Here is a 20,928-nt window from a genome sequence, read left to right as displayed (position 1 = left end):
AGGTGCGGGGCGACAGTGGTGCTTCACCACTTGGTGGGCGCGTCTCCGGTGTCGAAATCGCCTGCCTCGCGGCGCAGTTCGGCGAGGATGGCGACCAGTTGTTCCAGCTTGTCACCGGACACGCCGGGGCGGGAGAACACCTGGGCGTTGAGCCGCTCGGTGGACTCGACTGCCAGTTTCCTTCCCGCGTCGGTGATTTCGATCAGCGTCGCCCGACGGTCGCTCGGATGCGGAACACGCCGCACGAGATTCGCCGTCTCGAGCCGGTCGACGGCGTTGGTGACGCTCGTCGGGTGAACCTGAAGGCGCGCGCTGGCCTTCGCCATCGGGAGTGCGCCGGTGCGCGTGAACGTCAGCAGTGTCAGCAATTCGTACCGGGCGAACGTGAGCCCCGACGGTTTGAGCACCTCTTCCACCCGCGCGATCATGATCTGATGGGCGCGCATCACCGAGGTCACCGCGGCCATGCCGTCGGCAACGTCACCCCAGCCGTGCTTGGTCCACTGCCGGTGGGCCTCTTCGATGGGGTCGAGATGAAGTGGTGACGGTGGTGGCATGCGTCGATCATCCCATGTCGGGTGATGGGCCGTGAAAGTCTGCCGAGCGTGTCGTCAGCGCGCTTCCGCCTTCGCTGCGGCCGCCAGCGCCACCAACCCCAGTCCCGTGCACGCGGTCATGGTGACCGCAAGCGCGACGCCGGTGTTACCGAGCACCCCGACCAGGGGAGCGATCAGGGCGCCGACACCGAATTGCAGGGCGCCGAGCAGCGCGGCAGCCGTGCCCGCGGCCTCCCCGTGCCTGCCGAGGGCCAGGGCCGGGGCATTGGGCAGGACGAAGCCGACACCGCCGAGGAGGAACCACAGGGGAACGACGAACCCGACGAGCCCGCCGAACTCGAAATGCGCGGTGGTGATCAGCGCCAGCCCGGCCACTGTCGCGAAGCCGAGGGCCGACACCGTGATCTGCAGCGGTGACCAGCGCGCGAGGGCGCGGACGTTGAGTTGCGAGGCCCCGATCAGGGCGATCGCGCCGGAGCTGAACAGCAGCGCGAACTGCTGCTCGTCCAGGCCGTACTGGTCCTGGAACACGAACGACGCACCGGAGACGTACGAGAACAGCGATCCCATCGCCACGCTCGACACGAGCGCGAGCACCATGAACGCCCGGTCCCCGAGCAGGCCCCTGTAGGTGCCCAGCACGGCGACGAGGTTGCTCTTGCGACGACGCTCCGGCGGCAGCGTCTCCGTCAGACCCCACGCGCCGATCAACGCCGTCAGCGTGCCGATCACGGCGAGGACGACGAAGATCCCGCGCCAGTCGAGGGCGATGAGGAGCGCCCCGCCGATACTCGGGGCGAGCACGGGTGCGACGCCGAGGACGAGCATCAGCCGCGACATCACGACGGCGACGGTGTTCCCCGAGAACAGGTCGCGGACCACGGCGAGCGCGACCACCGCTGCGGCGGCGGCGCCGATGCCCTGGAAGACGCGGAGCACCCCCAGCACTGCCACGGTCGGCGCGAACACCGCGAGCACGGACGCGGCGACGTGCACACCGATACCGGCGATGAGGGGGCGTCTGCGCCCCAGGCTGTCCGCCAGCGGTCCGACGATCAACTGCCCCAGCGCGAGGCCGAGCAGGGTTCCCGTGATGGTCAGCTGGACTGCGGACGAGGACGCGCCGAGGTCGGTTCCGATGTCCGGTAGCGCCGGCAGATACATGTCGATGGTGAAGGGGCCGAGGGCCACCATCGCGCCGAGTACGAGGATCACCCGAAGGCTGGGCCGAGTGGTTGTCCGCTCGCCGGTCGGGGCGGCGCGTTCTTCGGTGTCGGTCATGAAGCAACACAGCAACGAGGGCACGTGGTTTGTTCCCGCCCCGGCGTGTCGGTTCAGAATCACCGTGAGCACAACCCTCGCACCCTCGGCGCCGGCCGGGCACAGTGATCATCGATGCGGGTGTGACTGAGTGGTTGAGGTACCGGCCTGCAAAGCCGTTCACACGGGTTCGAATCCCGTCACTCGCTCGACGAGAACCGGCAGGTGATGCACCTGCCGGTTCTCCGCGTGCTCGACGGGGAACTATCCGGTGTAACCGGAGAGGTCGTACACGGTCGTGCCGCCCACCGTGATGGGCGTGAAATTGGCGGCCACCCACTGCTCGATCGCGCCGGACGTGCTGTCGCCGCCGCGACCACCACCCCCACCACCACCGGCGATGTAGTAGTGCACCTGGCCGTTCTCGACGTAGGAGATGAACTGGTCGAGTGTCGGCGTGGGGTCGGAACTCCATCCGCCGATGGCCATCACCGCGGTGTCGGCGGCCAGTTCATAGGTGGCAGCGCTCTGCGAACCGTTGGTCGCGGCCGACCACGTGGTGCCTGCCTCGGCGAGCAACGTCGTGAGCTCGGAACTCGTCCCACCCTCGTTGCCGCCCATGTCACCGCCCGGTGCCTGGCCGCCGGCCATGTCACCGCCGGGTGCCCGGCCGCCGCCGCCTCCCATTCCGGTATCGGTGACTGCCCCGGACGGGCCGGCCGTGGGGATCGATCCGCTGTGCGCGGTGGCGGCGGTGGCGATCGCGTAGGACGCGGAGCCTCCGATTCCGGCGAGCGAGCCCAGCAGCACGCCGGTGACGGCGAGTTTCCGGACGCGGTTCCCGTCGCCGAGCGCGAGCAGGGCGGCGCCGAGAACGGTGCCGGCGAGCAGGACCCACTTCAGGGCGGGCATCCACTCGGTGTTGCGGTGCAACAGGACCCAGCCCCACGCACCTGCGGCCACCATCATGAATGCGAGACCGAACCGTCCGAGAATGCTGCCGCGCTTCTGCCACAGGGCGTACCCGCCGGTGCCGATCATCCCGGCGATCGCGGGGGCGAGCGCCACCGTGTAGTACGGGTGGATGGTGCCGGACATGTAGCTGAAGATCAGTCCCGTGACGAGGAACCAGCCACCCCACGCGATCAGGGAGGCCCGCACGCGGTCCGTCCGCGGAGCGCGTCCACGGGCGAGCAACCCGAAGACCAGGGCGACCAGCGCCGCCGGGATCAGCCACGAGATCTCGATGCCCATCTCGCTGCCGAACAGGCGATCCAGCCCGGTGCTCCCGCCGAAACTCGATCCCGCACTTCCGCCGGCCATTCCGCCGCCACCACCGCCGGTGTTTCCGAAGATCCGGCCGAGTCCGTTGTAGCCGAGCACCAGATCCATGACGCTGTTGTCGGTGGAACCGCCGATGTAGGGGCGCGAGTCCGCGGGCCACAGCCACACGGCGAGAACCCACCATCCGGCCGCGGCGACGACGGCGGCGACACCCCCGGCCAGGTGCAGCAGGCGAAACCGCAACCGGGCATGTCCGGCAACCAGATAGGCCAGACCGAACGCGGGCAGCACCATCAGGCCCTGCAACATCTTGGTGAGGAACGCGAAGCCGAGCGCGACCCCGGTGAGGGTGATCCACATCGCGGCGCGGCGGCCGGTCTCCGTCTCGATCGCGCGGACCACGAAATATCCGGCCGCGGTCATCAGGAGCACGAGCAAAGCGTCGGGGTTGTCGAAGCGAAACATCAAGGCGGCCGCGGGAGTTGCGGCGAGAACGGCGCCGGCGATCAACCCGGCGCCACTGTTCGTGACGCGGGTGACGGCCGCGTAGACGAGGGTGACCGACCCGACCCCCATCAGGGCCTGGGGGACGAGGAGGCTGGCGCTGGAGAACCCGAAGATCCGTCCGGACAGTCCCATCACCCACAGCGACGCGGGCGGTTTGTCGACCGTGATGAAATTCGAGGTGTCGAGCGAGCCGAAGAACCACGCCTTCCAACTCTGCGAACCAGCCTGCGCTGCCGCGGCATAGAAACTGTTGGCGTAGCCGCTCGAGGTGAGATCCCACAGGTACAGCGCCGCGGTGGCGGCGAGTAGTGCGGTGACGGCGAGTGCGGAACCGCGCCGGCGGATCCACGATTCCGACTCGGCGCGGTGGCCGGGCGATCCTGTTCTCCGTGGCGGAGCCGGAGTGAGAACGGCAGTCATCAGGTGGTCCCTTCGCGAGTTGCTGTCCTGACAACGTTCTCGCGTGGGGGCGTCACCCGGCTGGGAGGCGGCTGGAAGGTTCCTGTGAACCCGGACTCCGATCGCGATCCGGTTCAGCGTGTCGTGTCGAGTGTGTCGACGTCGACGCCTGCTGCGGGAAGCAGGTGGTAGAAGGCGCGTTCGCAGAGGTCGATCATCTCGGTGCGTTCCATGGTCGGCTCGTCGAGCCAGGACAGCACGATCTCCTCCATGAACGCCTGCCAGCCCGAGATCGCGGCCTCGAGCGCGGGCGTCGTCGGCACGCCGAACTCGGCCAGCGACACGCCGATCCACCTGGTGAACGTCCGACGCATGCCGCGGTAGATCTGCCGCATCCTCTCGTCGCCGCTCCCGGCCATCCGCATGACCGCGAGATAGATGGTGGGGTGCTCGATCACCGCGTCCGCGAACGTTTCGACGCCTGCCCGGAGTTGCCCGTATAGCGGGAGCGTCGCGTCGGGTGTCATCCGCCGCTGCAGTTCGGAGGCCGAGGCTTCGAGGACGGCGTTGCGAAAGCCCTGCTTGTTCTTGAAGTAGTGGAACAGCAGTGGTGCCGAGACGCCCGCCTCGGCCGCCACCTGGTCGATCGAGAGGTCGTCGAACGGCACCGTCTCGAGGAGTCGGACGGCCACGTCGAGGATCTGCGCGCGCCGATCTTCGGGAGAGCGGGGTGCGGCGGCCACCCCTGCACTCTATTGAGGATCGCCCGAACCGTCCATTGACTTTTACTCAACCACATACGTAACCTCGGGTTACACATACTGAGTGTGAGGAGCACAACAATGCCGGATTTCGATGTGGTCGTCAATGGTGGGCTGTGGTTCGACGGAACCGGATCCGCGCCGCTGCGACGCAATCTCGGCATCCGCGACGGAATCGTCGTCCGGGCATCGACCCGCCCGCTGCCCGTCGGACCTGACACCGAGGTCATCGACGCCGCAGGCAAGTGGGTGCTCCCCGGATTCGTCGACGTGCACACCCACTACGACGCGGAGGTGCTCGTCAGCCCCGGCCTGCCGGAGTCGGTACGACACGGCGTGACCACCGTCGTCCTCGGAAACTGCTCCCTCTCCACCGTGTATTCGACGCCGCGCGAGTGCGCCGACCTGTTCAGCAGGGTCGAGGCCGTGCCGCACGACTCCGTGCTCGGGATCCTGGAGGAAAACAAGATCTGGCAGAACCCGGCGGAGTACGTCGAGGCACTCGAGTCGTTGCCGCTCGGCCCCAACATCGCCGGGTTCATCGGGCACTCCGACATCCGCACCCACGTCCTCGGTCTCGGCCGCGGCACCGACAAGCGGATCGAGCCGACCGCGCGCGAACTCGAGCAGATGGGTGCGATGCTCACCGACGCCGTCGATGCCGGCTTCCTCGGCCTCTCCTCGATGACGAACGCACTCGACAAGATCGACGGTGACGAATACCGTTCGCGCTCATTGCCGTCCACGTACGCGCGGTGGAAGGAGTTCCGCTTCCTCAATCGCATCCTGCGCGAGCGCGGCAAGATCCTGCAGAGCGCACCGACAATCAACCTGCATCCGAACATCGCCGGATTCTTCACGGAGAGTTCGGGCCTCGGGCGGCGCAAGCCCCTCAAGACGTCGCTGCTGTCGGCCGCGGACTCGAAGGCCTACCCGCCGATCGTGTACTTCATGCTCGCCGCGGCGCCGCTGCTGAACCGCTTCGCCAAGACCGATTTCAAGTGGCAGCACCTGCCGGTGCCGTTCACCGTCTACGCGGACGGGATCGACCTCGTGGTGTTCGAGGAATTCGGCGCCGGCGCGGCGGCACTGCACCTCGAGGACCAGGTGGAGCGAAATGCCCTACTGCAGGACGAGTCCTACCGACGCCGGTTCCGCAAGGACTACGACAACAAGTTCAGCCCCCGCATCTGGCACCGCAACTTCTACGACGCCGAAATCGTCGGGTGCCCTGACGAGACGCTGATCGGCAAGACGTTCGGCGCCGTGGGTGACCTCGGCGGTGTGCACCCGGTCGACGCGTACCTCGATCTCGTCGTGAAGTACGGCACCGACCTGCGGTGGCGGACCACCATCGCCAACCATCGCCCCAGGTTCGCGAAGAAGCTCGCGGCCAGTTCCGGGGTGCAGATGGGATTCGGCGACGCCGGCGCCCACCTGCGCAACATGGCGTTCTACAACTACCCGATCCGGTTGCTGAAGAAGGTCAAGGACGCGCAGTCCGACCGCAAGCCGTTCCTGACCGTCGAGCGGGCCGTTCACCGGCTGACGGGCGAGCTGGCCGACTGGTACGGCATCGACGCCGGCCACCTCCGCGAAGGTGACCGCGCCGATCTGGTCGTCGTCGACCCGGCGGGTCTCGACTCCACGGTGGACGGATTGTTCGAGGCGGAGGTCCCCGAATACGGCGGGTTGCGGCGGATGGTGAACCGCAGCGACGGCGCCGCGGTCGCGACGGTGATCAACGGCAGGCTCGTCTACCGCGACGGCGAATTCACCGGTGGATTCGGCGTGACCAAGACCGGACGCTTCCTCCGCGCCGGAGAGTCGGCCGCAGACCGCAGCGAGCGTGAGACGATCGTCGGATGAGTCGCACGGAGCGGATCGGCACGTTCACCCGCGACGGACTGGTGTTCGACGTCCGCGACGACGGCCCGATCGACGGCACACCGGTGGTGCTGTTGCACGGGTTTCCGCAGGACTCGCGGTCGTGGGATGCGCTGGCGCCGCTGCTGCACCGGCGCGGTTTCCGCACCCTGGCCCCGGACCAGCGCGGCTATTCGCCCGGTGCCAGGCCCCGCGCCCGCCGGGCGTACCGCAGCGCGGAACTGATCGCGGACGTCGTCGCGCTCATCGACCGGGCAGGCCTCGGCCCGGCGCACGTGGTCGGACACGATTGGGGCGCGGCCGTGGCCTGGGGTCTCGCCGCAGAACGCCCGGACCGGGTCCGGACGCTGACGGCGCTGTCGGTGCCGCACCCGGCGGCGTTCGTACGCGCGATGCTCACCAGCCGTCAGATCCTGAAGTCCTGGTACATGTTCGCGTTCCAGCTGCCCTGGATCCCGGAGCGGGTGCTCACCCCGGACGGCTTCGGCTACCGGGCCCTGGTCGCCAGCGGCCAGTCGCCGGACGACGCGAAGCGCGACCTCGGGCCCATGCGCGACCGGACGCGGGCCCGGGGCGCCCTGAACTGGTATCGCGCAATGCCGTTCATCTCGCCCCGATCGGCCTCCCGGAAGGTCCGGGTGCCCACGCTGTTCGTGTGGAGCGACGGCGATACTGCGATCGGTCCGGTGGGGCCGAAGCTGACCTCCCGCTTCGTCGACGCCCCGTACACATTCGAGGTGCTCCGCGGCGTGAGCCACTGGATCCCGGACGAGGCGGCCGAACGCGTCGACGAACTACTCGGCAAGCACCTGCTCGATCAGCCGTGATCGGCTGTCCGCTGTCGGTGAACGCCGCGGCGTCAGGGTGCGTGGGCTGGAAGACTCCGGAGGTATGGAAGCTCAGCGCAGACTGACGCTGGTCACGGCCGCCCCCGAGCGTTCGCGGGAGGAGCCGCTGGTGCGTGAGCTCTACGGGCGGGTGCTCCGCGAGGCGCGCCGGGACCAGGACCGGAGTCTCGAGGACGTCGCCGCCGCCGTCGGCATGTCGAAGCAGTACCTCTCCGAGATCGAGCGCGGGAAGAAGGAGCCGTCCTCCGAAATGCTGCGCGCCGTGTGCGGCGCCCTCGGTCTCCCGGTCGAGCACCTGCTGTTCCGGTCCGGGCGCCGGCTCGGCGCGGCCAACCGGAACTCGGCGACCGGGAACCCGAACCGGCAGGTGCCCACCCTGCTCGCCGCCTAGCCTTCGCAGTCACTCCGCGACGAGCGTGTCGGCCAGGCCGTAGTCGATGGCCTCCTGAGCCGTGAGGATGCGGTCGCGGTCCGTGTCCCGGCGAAGGCGTTCGACGGTCTGCCCGGTGTGTTTGCTCAGAATCGCCTCGGTCTGCGAACGAACCCGCATGATCTCGGCGGCCTGCAGCGCCAGGTCGGAGATCGTACCGTTGCCCTGCGTCGACGGCTGGTGCAGCAGTACCCGGGAGTGCGCCAGGACGTGCCGGTGTCCCTTGGTTCCCGCTGCCAGGAGAACCGCCGCGGCGGAGGCGGCCTGCCCCATGCAGTAGGTGGCGATGGTCGGGCGCAGGAACTGCATCGTGTCGTAGATGGCGAGCATCGCGGTCGTGGAGCCGCCGGGGGAGTTGATGTACAGCCCGATCTCCTGATCGGAACTGTCCGCCTGCAGGTGGAGCAGCTGTGCCATCACGACATTGGCGACGCCGTCGTCGATCTCCGTGCCCAGGAAGACGATCCGCTCGTTCAGCAGTCGGCTGAAGATGTCGAACGACCGCTCGCCTGCCGGGGTGCGTTCGATGACGTGGGGAATGGTGTATTGGGACATGGCTTCACAATCCAATTCTCGGGGCGGTGGTGTGCGGGGCGATCTCCGCGAACGAGGACACGACGCGGTCGACGATCCCGTAGTCGCGGGCCTCGTCCGCGGTGAACCACCGATCCCGGTCGCTGTCCTCGGCGATCTGCTCGACCGGATGCCCCGTCTCCGCGGCCAGGATCTCCTGCGACTGTCGCTTCATCCGTTCGAGGCTCTCGGCTTGGATGGCGATGTCGACGGCCGTACCGCCGATCCCTGCCGAGGGCTGGTGCATCATGATGCGGCTGTGCGCCAGGCTGATCCGCTTGCCGTGGGTTCCCGAGCACAGCAGCACTTGCCCCATGCTGGCGGCGAAACCCATGGCCACGGTCACCACGTCGTTGGGGACGAGTTTCATCGTGTCGTAGATGGCCAGGCCTGCGAAGACGGAACCACCCGGCGAATTGATGTACAGCACGATGTCGCGTTTGGGGTCGGCGGCCGCGAGCAGCACCAGTTCGGAGCAGGCGCGCTCGGCCATGGCATCGTCGACCTCGCCGGTGAGGAGGATCGTGCGCTGGCGAAACAGTCTGTCCGCCAACAGGTCGCGGTAGTTCAGGTCGGGTAGTGCGGCTGTGGTCATGTCTCCAGTTCTACCGCCGCGCCGGCGCAGGACCGCCAGTTGTCTGCTGTGGGCAGATGACGGGGTGCCGGGTGTTCGTGAATCGAGGTGACCGTGAGGAGTCCAGTGGATGAACGACCCGCCACCTGTGGGTGAACTGTAAGAACAGACCGCTCGGACAGTGGAATCGGGCTCGCATGTGGGCGAAGTCGCTGGTTAGGGTTCCCTCATGCACGTTCTGTTCGTCTGTAGCGGGAACGTCTGCCGCTCGCCGATCGCAGAGCGGCTGACATACGCGTACGCACTCGCCCGCGATCTGCCGCACCTCACCGCGGAGAGCGCCGGCGTCCGCGCCCTCGTGGGCTTTCCGATCGAACCCGTCGCCGCCCGCGTCATCGAGGGCCTCGGTGCGAGCGCCGACGGCTTCCGGGCGCGCCGCCTGCAGCCCGAGATGATCAAACGCGCCGACCTCGTCCTCGCGATGACCGAGCAGATCCGGGACCGTTCGATGGAACTGCTCCTCGGGACGAGCCACTGCACGTTCACCCTGCGGGAGGCACGCAGGATCGCCGCCGCAACCGGGGCCCGCACCGTCGCCGAACTCGCGGTTGCCCGCCGGGACTACGGGACGGTCGAGGAGCCGAACATCAGCGACCCGGTGGGTCTGGCCGAGTCGGCGTTCACCGAGGTGGGCGACCGGATCGCCGCCGAGTTGATACCGCTGCTCGACGCTCTCGACCTCGACAGCGGTACGACGTGGTCGCCGGAACCGGAAGCCGAACCGGATCCCCGACCCGAGCCCGAACCCGAGCCGCTTCCCCCGGTCGTCCACCTGCCGCTGTCGCCCAGGCCGCTGATCGCGGCGCGGGCGGCGTCGTCGATCCTCGACTATCCGGTCAGCTGGACGCGCTGAACTGGTAATCGGCGAATCTCTCGTCCACCTGCTCGGCCGTCAGCCCGAACTCCTCGAGCGTGTACTTGTGCGAGGGGCGGCGGTCGCCGCTGCGGCTCTCGGCGTGCATCGCCTCCATCGCCGCCCGGGCTGGCCCACCGAGATCGAGCCCGAAGTGCGTGTAGACCCCCTCGACGGTGCCGAGCGGATCGGCCACGAAATCCCGGTAGTCGACGTCGACGAACTGGGCGGGGTCGTGCCGGGCGCGGGCCGCGGTGAACTGCTCGAGCCCCCGGGCCCACAGTTCGAGCTGACTCTCCCCGATGACGCTGCCCCGGAACTTTTCCGACCACCCTTCCGTCGCCTGTTCCGCCAGGCTGCACACCGACGGGACGATCGTGCGCGGCGGCCGGTGGGTCTGGACGATCAGGGCGTCCGGGTAGACCGCGAGCAGTTCGTCGAGCGCGAACAGGTGACTGGGGTTCTTCAGCACCCAGCGGCGGTCCCGGTCGGGCAGTCCGATCAGCTGCAGGTTCTTCTTGTGCCGCCGATAGGCGTTCGTCCAGTCCTGGCCCTCGAGCCAGCGGGAGTACGTCGGGAGCGACGCCAGGCACTCGTACGAGATCGACTTGAACGTCTGCCGCAGCAGTTGCCAGCACTCCTCGACCTCGCTCGCCGACATGTAGTGGACGCCCATGAATTCGGGGCGTTCGATGTGGTGGCGGCTGAAGCCCTCCTCGATCTTCTGGAACACCGGATTCGATTCCCAGGTCTCACGCGGCGGCCGGGGTTGCGGCATCTCGGTCAGCCACATCTCCAGGCCCTGATGGGACGGATCCGCGGTGAGCAGTCGGTGCAGCGCGGTCGTCCCCGTGCGGGGAAGGCCGGTCACGAAGATGGGCCGCTCGATCCGCACGTCCGCGTGCTCGGGGTTCTGCTTCCACGCCGCCTCGCTCAGCAGCCGGGCCACCAGGGCGCCGCGGAGGAACACCCGGGACACCTTGCTGCCGAGCGGTGTCAGTTGCTCGTCGGTGTGATACGAATCCAGCAGGACGCCGAGGGCTTCGGTGTAGTCGTCCACACCGAAGTCGGTGAGACCGGTCAGCCGGGTGGCCGAGGCGTGCAGGTCCTCGACCGTGCCGACCGTGGTGCGCTCGCTCATGATGCTCCGGTTCTGTTCGCTAGTGGTGGAATTCGCCGCAATTGACGTCGAGGCACTGGCCGGTCACGGCGCTCGCCAACGGGGAGGCCAGGAAGATCACGGCGTCGGCGACCTCCTCGGTCGTGGGGAGCCGCTTCAGATCGGTGTTCGCGGCGGTGTGCTCGTAGATCTGCTCGACGGTCGTCCCGTACTTTTCGGCCTGGTGCGTGAAATACTGTTTCAGCGTGTTTCCCCAGATGTAGCCGGGGGCAACGGAATTGACGCGGATTCCCAGCGGTCCCAACTCGGTGGCGAGCGACTGCGACGTCGCGAGCAGGGCGGATTTGGCCATCTTGTAGCTGCCGTACCGTTCCTGGGAGTGCCGGAGCACCATCGAGTTGATGTTCACCACCGCGCCGTTCGCCTCGGCGAGTGCGGGAGTGAACAGCTGAGTCAGCCGCAATGCCCCGAGCACGGTCAGCTCGAAACTGCTGCGGATGTGGTCGAACTCGGTGCGGGCCAGCGGTTTCATCGACGGAACCGAGAACGCGTTGTTGATCAGCACGTCGACCGTGCCGTACGCGTCGACGGCCGCGGACACCAGGTTCTCGGCCGAGGCATGGTCGGTGATGTCGGTCGGGACGGTCACCGCGCGCCGGCCGACGGCGATGATCTCCTTGGCCACTTCGTCGAGGCGCGACGCGGTCCGGGCGGCCAGCACCACGTCGGCGCCGGCGGCTGCGCAGCGGACGGCGAGGGTACGGCCCAGGGCCGGTCCGACGCCGGAGATGACGACGACCTTGTCCTGCAGGAGTTGTGGAGTAGTCATGGCGGTCATCCCAGCATCCGGTCGGCCACTGCGGCCTGGCGTGCGGCGATGCGTGCAGCGAAGTCCTCGGGGGAGATCTTGTTGGAGTCGTAGTACGGCAGGCTCCGGTGGATCTCGTCGAACTTCACGACCTCGACCCGGGGACCGTCGTCCGGGGTCAGTTCGCGGGAGACGCGCTGCCAGCGGAACTGCAGGTAGCCGCGGAGGTGCCCGACGGTGGCGATCCAGTTGGCGACGCCGGGATTGCGGTCGCACACGACCAGACGGATGTGGTCGTCGGGATCCACCTGCGACTGTGCGACGTTCAGCGACGTCTGGTGGTTGACGTAGTCGAGGGAGATGTACCACATGCTGCCGAGCTGAAAGCCCTGGTAGGGCACGTCGGCTTTGGGGACGGTGATGACCACGGCTTCGTCCTCGGCCAGTTCGTAGTGCCCGACCGACGAGTACTGGGTGGCGAGACCGCCCGGAGTAAGCCGTGGCTCGGTCATCGTGTTCACCGGCAGGTTCAGGTAGAACCACTCCGGGAACTGCAGCCACGTCTTCACCCGCGCGACGAGGGCCTTGCCCGCACGCGCGTACCGCTTCTCCACGGTCTCGCGGGTGAGCGGGCCCGGGGCGGTACCGACCGTATCCGCCCTGGCGATGCGAATGGTGCCGCGCCGCTGACTCCAATCGCTGTACACCTCCCGGACCACCAGTTGCGACGACCCCGGAGCGAGGGTGAAGTAGTTGCGCCGGCCCGCACTGTCGTCGGGGCCGAACCGCACCTCGAACGAGCCGTCGGGCGCGATGTCGATCTCCCGGTCGTCGAATGCCGTGACGCTGCCGGGAACGTGTGCGGCCGTGTAATTTCCGTTCAGCACCTGGAAGCTGAGGTCCGCCGTGGTGCCGCGCAGGCCGGTGACCACGTATTCGACGTCGTCGTCGATCCGCGCACCGAAGTAGAGGGTGTCCGGGTTGTCCAGGCCCATCTTCATGTACGGGCCGGTGCCCGAGATGAACGTCGGGTGCGACCGTTCGGTGGCCCAGGCCGCGTGCGTCGTGGCGAGGATTCCGCCGGCGAGGTACTGGTAGCCCTCCAGCAGGTCCTGTTCGGTGCGGATGTGGGGGGCGCTCTCGATCAGTTTCTCGGCCTCGGCCATGGCGTCGGCGAATGGGTCGGTCAGCACACCGTGCTCCTCACGAGGGGTGGTACAAATATGTACCTGCGTGGTAGAACATTGATGAACCGACAATAGAACGTGTTCTAAGGAGTGGTCAATGGGGCACGAGGACGAGATGCCCGACCGGGCGCAGGGCCGGCGGTCGCCGCCGACCGAGCGTGTGGTGCAGGTGCTGGACTTCCTGGTGGCGCGTAAGGAGCATCGCTTCGGGTTGTCGGAGCTGGCCCGGACGCTCGACATCAGCAAGCCGACGTGCCTGGGGATCCTCACCGAACTGGTCCGCGGCGGCTACCTGGTCCGGGACCCGGCCACGAAGACGTACGGCCTCGGGCCCGCCCTCATCGCGGCGGGCCGCGCGGCCCAGCAGGGGTTTGCGGCCGGGCCGGTGGCGCGCAGGCATCTCGCCGTGCTCAGCGACGAGTTCCGGACCACCTGCACTGCGTCGGCGGTGGTCGGCGACCGCATCGCCGTCCTCGAGCTGACCAGTCCGCCGGGGGTGCGGGCCGCCGCCAAGGTGGGGGAAATGTACCCGTTCGCGCCGCCCGTCGGCCTGATGTACGTGCTGTGGGACGGCGACGACGCCCTGCAGTCGTGGCTGCGCCGGGAACCGACGCTGCCGGTGCGCCTCGACCGGGACCGGTTGCGCACGGTCGTCGAGGAGTGTTCCCGCACCGGATACCTCGTCGAGACTCTCACTCCCGTCGGGCAGCGCCTGCACACGCTCATGGCGGGGGTGGCCGCGCACGACCTGCCGCCGGAGTTGCGCGACGTGCTCGGCGAGATGGTGTCCAGCCTCGGGGAGCGGGTGTACCTGGACGCCGAGCACGCGGACCCCGCGTCGCCGCACCCCGTCAGCCTCATCGCGGCGCCGACGTACGACGCCGAGGGTCACCAGGCCATGGTCCTCACCCTCTATGTGGGTACCGAACTCGCGCCGTCCGAGATCGCGCGGCGGGGCAAGGCCCTCGCCGCGGCCGCGGACGCGATCACGACGGAGGTGGGTGGCCGCCGGCCGCGGTGACGGGCGGGCAGGCATTGACCGCAATCTGAAACACGTTCTATTCTCGGAGGTGCATTCATTTTCGACCGGGCTGGTCCAAATATGGAACAGCGACCGGTAAGGAACTCGCGACGAGGAGTCGCCCATGACCGCACCGCCCGTGTACGAGTTGTCCCACCTCGGCGCGCTCGAAGCCGAAGCCGTGCACATCTTCCGAGAAGTGGCCGCCACATTCGAGCGACCGGTCCTGCTGTTCTCCGGCGGCAAGGACTCGGTGGTGATGCTCCACGTGGCCGCCAAGGCGTTCTGGCCCGCGCCTCTCCCGTTCGCCGTCATGCACGTCGACACCGGTCACAACTTCGACGAGGTCCTCGAGTTCCGCGACCGGACCGTCGACCGCCTCGGCCTGCGGATGGTGGTGTCCAGCGTGCAGGACGACATCGACGCCGGTCGCGTCAGCGAGGAGACGGGTCCGCGGGCCAGCCGCAACCGGCTCCAGACCACGGCGCTGCTGCGCGGCATCCGCGACCACGGGTTCGACGCCATCTTCGGCGGCGCCCGGCGCGACGAGGAGAAGGCCCGCGCGAAGGAGCGGGTGTTCAGCTTCCGCGACGAGTTCGGGCAGTGGGATCCGCGGGCGCAGCGCCCGGAACTGTGGAGCCTGTACAACGGCAGGCATCGCAAGGGCGAGCACATCCGGGTGTTCCCGCTGTCCAACTGGACCGAACTCGACATCTGGCAGTACATCGGCGAGGAGGGGATCGAGCTCCCGTCCCTGTACTACGCGCACCGCAGGGAGGTCGTGCTCCGCGACGGAATGCTGTTGGCGCACACACGGTTCCTGACCCTGCTCCCCGGTGACGAACCGTACGAGGCCCTCGTCCGCTTCCGGACCGTCGGCGACGCCACGTGCACGGGCTGCGTCGAATCGTCGGCAACCAGCCCCGAGGCCGTCGTCACCGAGGTCGCCGCGAGCAGGCTGACCGAGCGCGGGGCGACCCGGGCGGACGACCGGATCTCCGAGGCCGGCATGGAAGACCGCAAGAAGGAAGGCTACTTCTGATGCCGCAGTTACTCCGGGTCGCGACCGCGGGCAGCGTCGACGACGGCAAGTCCACCCTCATCGGCAGGCTGCTCTACGACTCCAAGGCGATCTTCGAGGATCAGCTCGAGGCGGTCGAACGCACCAGCCGCGAACGGGGCGACGAACACGCGAACCTGGCTCTGCTCACCGACGGCCTGCGCGCCGAACGCGAGCAGGGCATCACCATCGACGTCGCGCACCGCTATTTCGCCACGCCGCACCGCAAATTCATCATCGCGGACACCCCGGGGCACGAGCAGTACACGCGGAACATGGTGACCGGCGCGTCGACCGCCGACCTGGCCCTGATCCTGGTCGACGCCCGCAAGGGCATCCTCGAGCAGACCCGCCGCCACGCCTTCATCGCCAGCCTTCTCGGAATTCCGCACCTCGTGCTGTGCGTCAACAAGATGGATCTCGTCGGGTGGTCCGAGGAACGCTTCGAAGAGATCAAGGAGGAATTCCGGAAGTTCGCGATCAAACTCGAGGTCCACGACCTCACGTTCATCCCGGTGTCGGCACTGCGCGGCGACAACATCGCGCAACGCACCGCCAACATGCCCTGGTACGAGGGAGCGTCGCTGCTGCACTACCTCGAGCAGGTGCACGTGGCGTCCGACCGCAACCTGATCGACGCGCGGTTCCCGGTGCAGTACGTGGTCCGGCCGCAACGCCAGACCGATTCGGCGTTGCACGATTTCCGCGGCTACGCGGGGACGGTCGCCAGTGGGGTGTTCAAGCCGGGCGACGAGGTGGTGGCGCTGCCGTCGGGATTCACCTCCACCGTCAGTGCCATCTGGGGTCCCGGCGGAACCCGCCTCGACGAGGCGTTCGCACCGTCGGCGGTGTGCGTGCAACTCGCCGACCAGTTGGACGTGAGCCGCGGAGACGTGTTGTGCCGTCCCAACAACCGTCCGCTCGTCGGGCAGGAACTCGACGCGATGGTCTGCTGGTTCAGCGAACAGTCCGCGCTGACACCCGATGCCCGGTATACGCTGCTGCACACCACCCGTGCCACCAAGGCGTCGATCGCGCGGCTCGACTATCGGCTGGACGTGAACACCCTGCACCGCGACGAGTCCGCACGGTCGCTGTCGCTCAACGAGATCGGCCGTGTGCAGCTGCGAACGTCGCAGCCGTTGATGTTCGACCCGTACCGCCGCAACCACGTGACGGGCAGTTTCGTCCTCGTCGACGAGTCGACCCACAACACGGTCGCCGCCGGCATGATCACCGGGCCGACGCTGTCGCGTTCGAAGGTGGTGTGGCACGCGGCGGCCGTGTCGCGGGAGGAGCGGGCGACGCGCGGCCGCACCGTGTGGCTGACCGGACTGTCGGCGTCGGGAAAGTCGACGGTCGCGGTGGAACTCGAGCGCCGCCTGGTCGCGTCCGGGGTGCCCGCCTACCGGCTCGACGGCGACAACCTGCGGCACGGCCTCAACGCCGACCTCGGGTTCAGTGCGACGGACCGCGCCGAGAACGTCCGCCGTGTCGGCGCCGTCGCGCAACTGCTCGCCGACTCGGGGGTGGTCGCGATCGCGTCGCTGATCAGCCCGTACCGCGAGGACCGGGACCGCGTCCGGGAACAGCATCGGGCAGCCGGGCTCGACTTCGTCGAAGTGTTCGTCGACACGCCGGTGGACCAGTGCGAGGCGCGCGATCCCAAGGGCATGTACGCGAAGGCCCGCGCCGGGGAGATCACGGGATTCACCGGGGTCGACGACCCGTACGAGGCGCCCGAGAACGCCGAACTCGTGCTCCGGCCCGAGGACGGCACGCCGACCGAACAAGCCGCGAGAATTATGGAATTGTTGACACGTGATCACTGACGCACGACTCGCGGCCGACATCGCCTCCGGTGCCGGCGCCCTGCTGCTGGACATCCGCACCGCGGGACTGGGATCGGCCGACGGTCGTGAACTCGGCAGGCGCGGCGACATCGCCGCCGATGCGTTCATCCTCGGCAAACTCGCGGCGGAGCGACCCGAAGACGCGATCCTCTCCGAGGAGTCGGCCGACGACCGGTCCCGGCTGGAGCGGTCACGGGTGTGGATCATCGACCCGCTCGACGGGTCCAAGGAGTACGGACTGCCCGGGCACTCGGACTGGGCGGTGCACGTCGCGCTGTGGGAACGCGGTCGCGGCATCACGGCGGCCGCGGTCGCGCAACCGGCACTGGGCGCCGTGTACGCCAGCGACGACGACAGCCACGCGGTCCATGCCGAACAGCTGCCTGCCCGCCCGCGGATCGTCGTGTCCGCCAGCAGGCCGCCCGCGTTCGTCGACGCCGTTGCGACGGACATCGGTGCCGAGGTCTCCACCATGGGTTCGGCGGGCGCGAAGGCGATGGCGGTGCTCCGCGGAGACGTCGACGCGTACATCCATGCGGGCGGGCAGTGGGAATGGGACTCGGCGGCCCCCGTCGGCGTCGCCGTGGCCGCGGGCCTGCACTGCTCGCGGATCGACGGAACCCCGTTGGACTACAACGAATCCCACCCCTATCTCCCCGACCTGCTGATCTGCCGGCCGGAACTGGCCGCGCCCCTGCTCGCGGCGATCGCCAAACACGCCACCGACACCGCCGACAGCGGACGCGTTGCGATGGCCAGGGCCTACATCGACGCACTGGTCAGTCACGACGCCACCAAGGTGCGTCTCGCGGACAACGCGTGGCGGGTGGAGAACGGGCAGCACACGGGCGAATCGGGGGCGTTCATCCGGGACGAACTCGAGAACGGACTGCAGTACCAGGCCATCCAGGCCGTGCACGACCTCTCCTTCCACGAATGGGGCGACAACGTGGTGGCCCGGTTCGTGCTCGACCTCGGGGCCACGCCTACCGAGGTGACGTCGGTCCGGATCACGGAACATTTCGACATCCCGGCCGGGGCGATCCAGTCCGTCATGGCCATCATCGAACCGGTCGCGATCGAGAGGGAGAACCGATGACCCCGGACCAGCTGGTCACCCAATTCTGCGCCGAGTGGATCGAGCCCGATCCGGCGAAGATCGCCGAATACTTCGCGGAAGACGCCGTCTATCACAACATTCCGATGGAACCCGTCATCGGGCGTGACGCGATCCGCGAGTTCGTCGCCGGCTTCACCGCGGCCTTCGGCGGCATCGACTTCCGGGTGCACCGGCAGGTCACCGACGGCGGTCAGAGCCCCAACGCCGAGGAGTCGAGCGGGGTGGTGATGAACGAGCGGATCGACGTGTTCACCCTCAACGGCACCGTCGTCGAACTGCCCGTCGTCGGCGTCTTCGAGATCACCGGCGGCAAGATCACCACCTGGCGCGACTACTTCGACATGGCGCCGATCCAGGCCGCGACCGGTGGTGGGTGACTCACCGCAGTGAATGTTGACGTCAGGTTCAAGTTAGCCCTACGCTGAGCCCTGGGGGTATGACGACGGTCACACCCGGAGAGGGTGAATCTGCATGAGTCAGGTCAACACGGTCCGCGGACCGATCGACAGCACCGAACTCGGACGCACGTACATGCACGAGCACGTGTTCGTGCTGACACCCGACGTGCAGCAGAACTACCCGGACGAGTGGGGGAGCGAGGACGAGCGGGTCGCCGACGCCGTCACCAAGCTGCGCGCGCTGGCGGAGCAGGGGGTCCGGACCATCGTCGACCCCACCGTCGTCGGCCTCGGCCGGTACATTCCGCGCATCCAGCGGGTGGCGGAACAGCTTCCCGAACTGAACATCGTGGCGGCGACAGGGCTGTACACCTACGACGATGTGCCGTTCTTCTTCCACTACCGCGGTCCCGCGCTGGACGCGATGGTGGGGGCCGAGGTGCCCGACCCGATGGTGGACATGTTCGTCAAGGACATCGAAGAGGGGATCGCCGACACCGGGGTGCGCGCCGGACTGCTCAAGTGCGCGATCGACCACCAGGGGCCGACACCGGGTGTCGAGCGGGTGATGCGGGCCGTCGCGAAGGCGCATCGGCGCACCGGAGTGCCGATCACCGTGCACACCCACCCCGGCAGCGAGGCCGGTCTGCACGTCACACGCGTGATGTGCGACGAGGAGGGCGTGCGGCCCGACCGGATCGTGCTCGGGCACAGCGGAGACAGCACCGACGTCGACCACCTGACCAGCCTCGCCGAGGCCGGCTTCGTCCTCGGCATGGACCGGTTCGGGATCAACCTCGAAACGACGTTCGAAGCGCGCGCCGACACGCTCGTCGAGATGTGCCGCCGCGGCTTCGCAGGGCAGATGGTCCTGTCGCAGGACGCCTCCTGCTACATCGACTGGATCGACCCGAACCTGATGGCGGCGCTGCCGCAGTGGCACTACCTGCACATCGAGAACGACGTGCTGCCCTACGTCCGCGAGCGAGGCGTCACCGAGAAGATGATCACCGAGATGCTGGTCGACGTGCCCCGGCGGTACTTCGAGAACGTGGACCCGTACTGACATGTCGCGCCCGCGAACCGCACCCACACCACCGGTCACCGCCCGGGGCGTCCGCACCCGCGATCGCCTCGTCGCCGCGGCCCGGGTGGTGTTCGAGCGCGAGGGATACCTCGACGCCCGCCTCGTCGACATCAGCAAGGAGGCCGGACTCTCGACCGGCTCCTTCTACACCTACTTCGCCGGTAAGGAGGAAGTGTTCGCGGCGGTCGTGGAGGTGACGCAGAACGACCTGCTGCATCCCGGGATGGGGCGGGTCGAGGACGAGGGCGACGTGCACGCGGTCGTGGAGGCGAGCATCCGGGCATACCTGCACGCGTGCCGCCGGAATGCGCGTCTGCTGGCCCTGCTCGAGCAGGTCGCGCACGTCGACCCTGCATTCCGTGAACTGGAGCGCTCGCGGGACGAGACGTTCTACCTGCGCAACGCGCGGGCGATCGCCGATCTGCAGGCTCGGGGTCTCGCCGACGCGTCGCTCGACCCGATGCTGACGTCGAAGGCGTTGTCCGCCATGGTCGGGAGAATGGCCTACGGTTATTTCGTCGGACCGCCGAGCGAGCGGCGATCACTCACGTTCGAAGAACTGAACGCCGGGCTCGCGCGGATGTGGACGAACGCGCTGCGCGTCCCGGACCGCGTCTGAGGGGCCGTCAGTAGCCGGGGGCGTGGAGGATGCGCAGAACGAGATCGGCGTTGATGTCGCCCAGTTCCTCCGGCGTGAATTCGCCGTCGGGGCTGTACCAGCGGCAGATGTCCACCGCGAGGGACATGATCGCCAGAACGGCGACGCGGGGGTCGGGAATGAGGAACACACCCTGATCGAGCCCGTTCTGCACCTCGCGCATCGCGGCGACCCGGATCTGGAGCCGGGTCTCGGCCACCGTCTCGCGGTGTTCGGGACTGAGATGCCTGCTCTCGTACTGGGCGATGCGCGCCCGGCGAAAGTTCCGGGCGTGCATGATGCTGAACTCGCGGACCAGGGCCCGGACGCGGTCGATCGGGTCGGTGAACGGTGCGACCGCGCTGAGCACCAGCGCGAGGGCGCGCTCGTTCGACCGGCGGACCAGTTGGAAGAGCAGATCCTCCTTGGACGGGAAGTGCACATACATCGCGGAGGGGCTCATTCCCGCCGTCGTGGAGATGTCCCGCGTGCGTGTGGCTTCGAAACCCTTGTCGGAGAACAGCGTCGTCGCCGCGCGGAGCAGGCGCTCCTCGGAGGTCGGCGGACCCGGGCTGGCCTGCTCGGTCGCGAACACGTCGTCTCGCAGTTCGGTCATCGGTGGTCCTCTCCGCCGCATCGAGCTT

General features: G+C 68.2%; 21 protein-coding genes and 1 tRNA gene. 12 read left to right on the top strand and 10 right to left on the bottom strand.

The features are described from left to right. Positions 1-23 precede the first annotated feature (23 nt). The gene (locus JWS14_RS07880) at positions 24-557 is read right to left on the bottom strand and encodes a MarR family winged helix-turn-helix transcriptional regulator (protein ID WP_072946034.1); all 534 of its coding nucleotides are present in this window, start codon (positions 555-557) and stop codon (positions 24-26) included. A gap of 54 nt (positions 558-611) precedes the next feature. Then, positions 612-1,862 (bottom strand): multidrug effflux MFS transporter, encoded by a 1,251-nt coding sequence (locus JWS14_RS07875; RefSeq protein ID WP_072946172.1) that lies wholly within the window; start codon positions 1,860-1,862, stop codon positions 612-614. A gap of 92 nt (positions 1,863-1,954) precedes the next feature. Between JWS14_RS07875 and JWS14_RS07870 the strand changes: the two genes are divergently transcribed. Continuing rightward, positions 1,955-2,026 (top strand) — tRNA-Cys (locus JWS14_RS07870). A 55-nt stretch (positions 2,027-2,081) separates the two neighbouring features. Here the strand turns inward: JWS14_RS07870 and JWS14_RS07865 are convergent. Together JWS14_RS07865 and JWS14_RS07860 are read right to left on the bottom strand one after the other, a co-directional pair. Further along, positions 2,082-4,028, bottom strand: a complete 1,947-nt coding sequence (locus JWS14_RS07865; RefSeq protein WP_206012814.1) for an ArnT family glycosyltransferase — start codon at positions 4,026-4,028, stop codon at positions 2,082-2,084. A gap of 113 nt (positions 4,029-4,141) precedes the next feature. Further along, on the bottom strand, positions 4,142-4,750 hold the full coding sequence (locus JWS14_RS07860; RefSeq protein ID WP_095865734.1) for a TetR/AcrR family transcriptional regulator: 609 nt from the start codon (positions 4,748-4,750) through the stop codon (positions 4,142-4,144). Between the two features lie 99 nt (positions 4,751-4,849). Here JWS14_RS07860 and JWS14_RS07855 point away from each other — a divergent pair, with 99 nt between their 5' ends. The 3 genes from JWS14_RS07855 (at position 4,850) to JWS14_RS07845 (ending at position 7,894) form a co-directional block, all read left to right on the top strand. Next, positions 4,850-6,637 carry an N-acyl-D-amino-acid deacylase family protein gene (locus JWS14_RS07855; protein ID WP_206012813.1) on the top strand — a complete coding sequence of 596 codons (1,788 nt, stop codon included), beginning with the start codon at positions 4,850-4,852 and terminating at the stop codon, positions 6,635-6,637. Then, complete coding sequence (locus tag JWS14_RS07850; protein WP_206012812.1) at positions 6,634-7,482, top strand: alpha/beta fold hydrolase; 849 nt, start codon at positions 6,634-6,636, stop codon at positions 7,480-7,482. The genes JWS14_RS07855 and JWS14_RS07850 overlap by 4 nt, the downstream gene beginning before the upstream one ends. 64 nt (positions 7,483-7,546) lie before the next feature. Beyond that, positions 7,547-7,894 (top strand): helix-turn-helix domain-containing protein, encoded by a 348-nt coding sequence (locus tag JWS14_RS07845; RefSeq protein ID WP_206012811.1) that lies wholly within the window; start codon positions 7,547-7,549, stop codon positions 7,892-7,894. A gap of 9 nt (positions 7,895-7,903) precedes the next feature. Here JWS14_RS07845 and JWS14_RS07840 read toward each other — a convergent pair whose 3' ends face one another. Together JWS14_RS07840 and JWS14_RS07835 are read right to left on the bottom strand one after the other, a co-directional pair. Further along, complete coding sequence (locus JWS14_RS07840; protein WP_072946042.1) at positions 7,904-8,488, bottom strand: ATP-dependent Clp protease proteolytic subunit; 585 nt, start codon at positions 8,486-8,488, stop codon at positions 7,904-7,906. Positions 8,489-8,492: 4 nt separating this feature from the next. Next, complete coding sequence (locus tag JWS14_RS07835) at positions 8,493-9,101, bottom strand: ClpP family protease (RefSeq protein ID WP_005568279.1); 609 nt, start codon at positions 9,099-9,101, stop codon at positions 8,493-8,495. Positions 9,102-9,309: 208 nt separating this feature from the next. On the opposite strand from JWS14_RS07835, the gene JWS14_RS07830 reads away from it, so the two are divergent. Beyond that, complete coding sequence (locus tag JWS14_RS07830; protein WP_095865730.1) at positions 9,310-9,993, top strand: arsenate reductase/protein-tyrosine-phosphatase family protein; 684 nt, start codon at positions 9,310-9,312, stop codon at positions 9,991-9,993. Here JWS14_RS07830 and JWS14_RS07825 read toward each other — a convergent pair. From JWS14_RS07825 to JWS14_RS07815, 3 genes are read right to left on the bottom strand one after another with little or no spacing between them, the layout of a single operon-like run. Continuing rightward, the gene (locus JWS14_RS07825; protein WP_095865729.1) at positions 9,977-11,134 is read right to left on the bottom strand and encodes a sulfotransferase family protein; all 1,158 of its coding nucleotides are present in this window, start codon (positions 11,132-11,134) and stop codon (positions 9,977-9,979) included. The genes JWS14_RS07830 and JWS14_RS07825 overlap by 17 nt on opposite strands. A 19-nt stretch (positions 11,135-11,153) precedes the next feature. Next, positions 11,154-11,951, bottom strand: coding sequence for an SDR family oxidoreductase (locus JWS14_RS07820; RefSeq protein ID WP_206012810.1), 798 nt, complete (start codon positions 11,949-11,951; stop codon positions 11,154-11,156). Beyond that, the gene (locus tag JWS14_RS07815; RefSeq protein WP_206012809.1) at positions 11,948-13,114 is read right to left on the bottom strand and encodes a hypothetical protein; all 1,167 of its coding nucleotides are present in this window, start codon (positions 13,112-13,114) and stop codon (positions 11,948-11,950) included. Before JWS14_RS07815 ends, JWS14_RS07820 begins: the two co-directional genes overlap by 4 nt. 91 nt (positions 13,115-13,205) lie before the next feature. On the opposite strand from JWS14_RS07815, the gene JWS14_RS07810 reads away from it, so the two are divergent. The 7 genes from JWS14_RS07810 to JWS14_RS07780 all read left to right on the top strand — a co-directional run bounded on the left by JWS14_RS07810 (position 13,206) and on the right by JWS14_RS07780 (position 20,266). Beyond that, the gene (locus tag JWS14_RS07810) at positions 13,206-14,129 is read left to right on the top strand and encodes a helix-turn-helix domain-containing protein (protein WP_206012808.1); all 924 of its coding nucleotides are present in this window, start codon (positions 13,206-13,208) and stop codon (positions 14,127-14,129) included. 124 nt (positions 14,130-14,253) lie between these two features. After that, complete coding sequence (gene cysD / locus JWS14_RS07805) at positions 14,254-15,171, top strand: sulfate adenylyltransferase subunit CysD (RefSeq protein WP_072946051.1); 918 nt, start codon at positions 14,254-14,256, stop codon at positions 15,169-15,171. After that, the gene (gene cysC / locus JWS14_RS07800; RefSeq protein ID WP_072946053.1) at positions 15,171-17,021 is read left to right on the top strand and encodes an adenylyl-sulfate kinase; all 1,851 of its coding nucleotides are present in this window, start codon (positions 15,171-15,173) and stop codon (positions 17,019-17,021) included. Before cysD ends, cysC begins: the two co-directional genes overlap by 1 nt. Continuing rightward, positions 17,011-18,141 carry a 3'(2'),5'-bisphosphate nucleotidase CysQ gene (locus JWS14_RS07795; protein ID WP_206012807.1) on the top strand — a complete coding sequence of 377 codons (1,131 nt, stop codon included), beginning with the start codon at positions 17,011-17,013 and terminating at the stop codon, positions 18,139-18,141. Before cysC ends, JWS14_RS07795 begins: the two co-directional genes overlap by 11 nt. Next, positions 18,138-18,539 (top strand): nuclear transport factor 2 family protein, encoded by a 402-nt coding sequence (locus tag JWS14_RS07790; RefSeq protein ID WP_206012806.1) that lies wholly within the window; start codon positions 18,138-18,140, stop codon positions 18,537-18,539. Before JWS14_RS07795 ends, JWS14_RS07790 begins: the two co-directional genes overlap by 4 nt. A gap of 94 nt (positions 18,540-18,633) precedes the next feature. Further along, on the top strand, positions 18,634-19,626 hold the full coding sequence (locus tag JWS14_RS07785; protein WP_206012805.1) for a phosphotriesterase family protein: 993 nt from the start codon (positions 18,634-18,636) through the stop codon (positions 19,624-19,626). Between the two features lies 1 nt (position 19,627). Further along, positions 19,628-20,266, top strand: coding sequence for a TetR/AcrR family transcriptional regulator (locus tag JWS14_RS07780; protein ID WP_095865727.1), 639 nt, complete (start codon positions 19,628-19,630; stop codon positions 20,264-20,266). A 7-nt stretch (positions 20,267-20,273) separates the two neighbouring features. Here JWS14_RS07780 and JWS14_RS07775 read toward each other — a convergent pair whose 3' ends face one another. Then, positions 20,274-20,900, bottom strand: a complete 627-nt coding sequence (locus JWS14_RS07775; protein WP_095865726.1) for a TetR/AcrR family transcriptional regulator — start codon at positions 20,898-20,900, stop codon at positions 20,274-20,276. Positions 20,901-20,928: the final 28 nt, after the last annotated feature.

This window comes from Rhodococcus koreensis (genome assembly GCF_017068375.1).
Lineage (GTDB): Bacteria > Actinomycetota > Actinomycetes > Mycobacteriales > Mycobacteriaceae > Rhodococcus_F > Rhodococcus_F koreensis.
The sequence above is the reverse complement of the archived record's forward strand: the minus strand, read 5'-3'. Positions and strand labels throughout refer to the sequence as shown.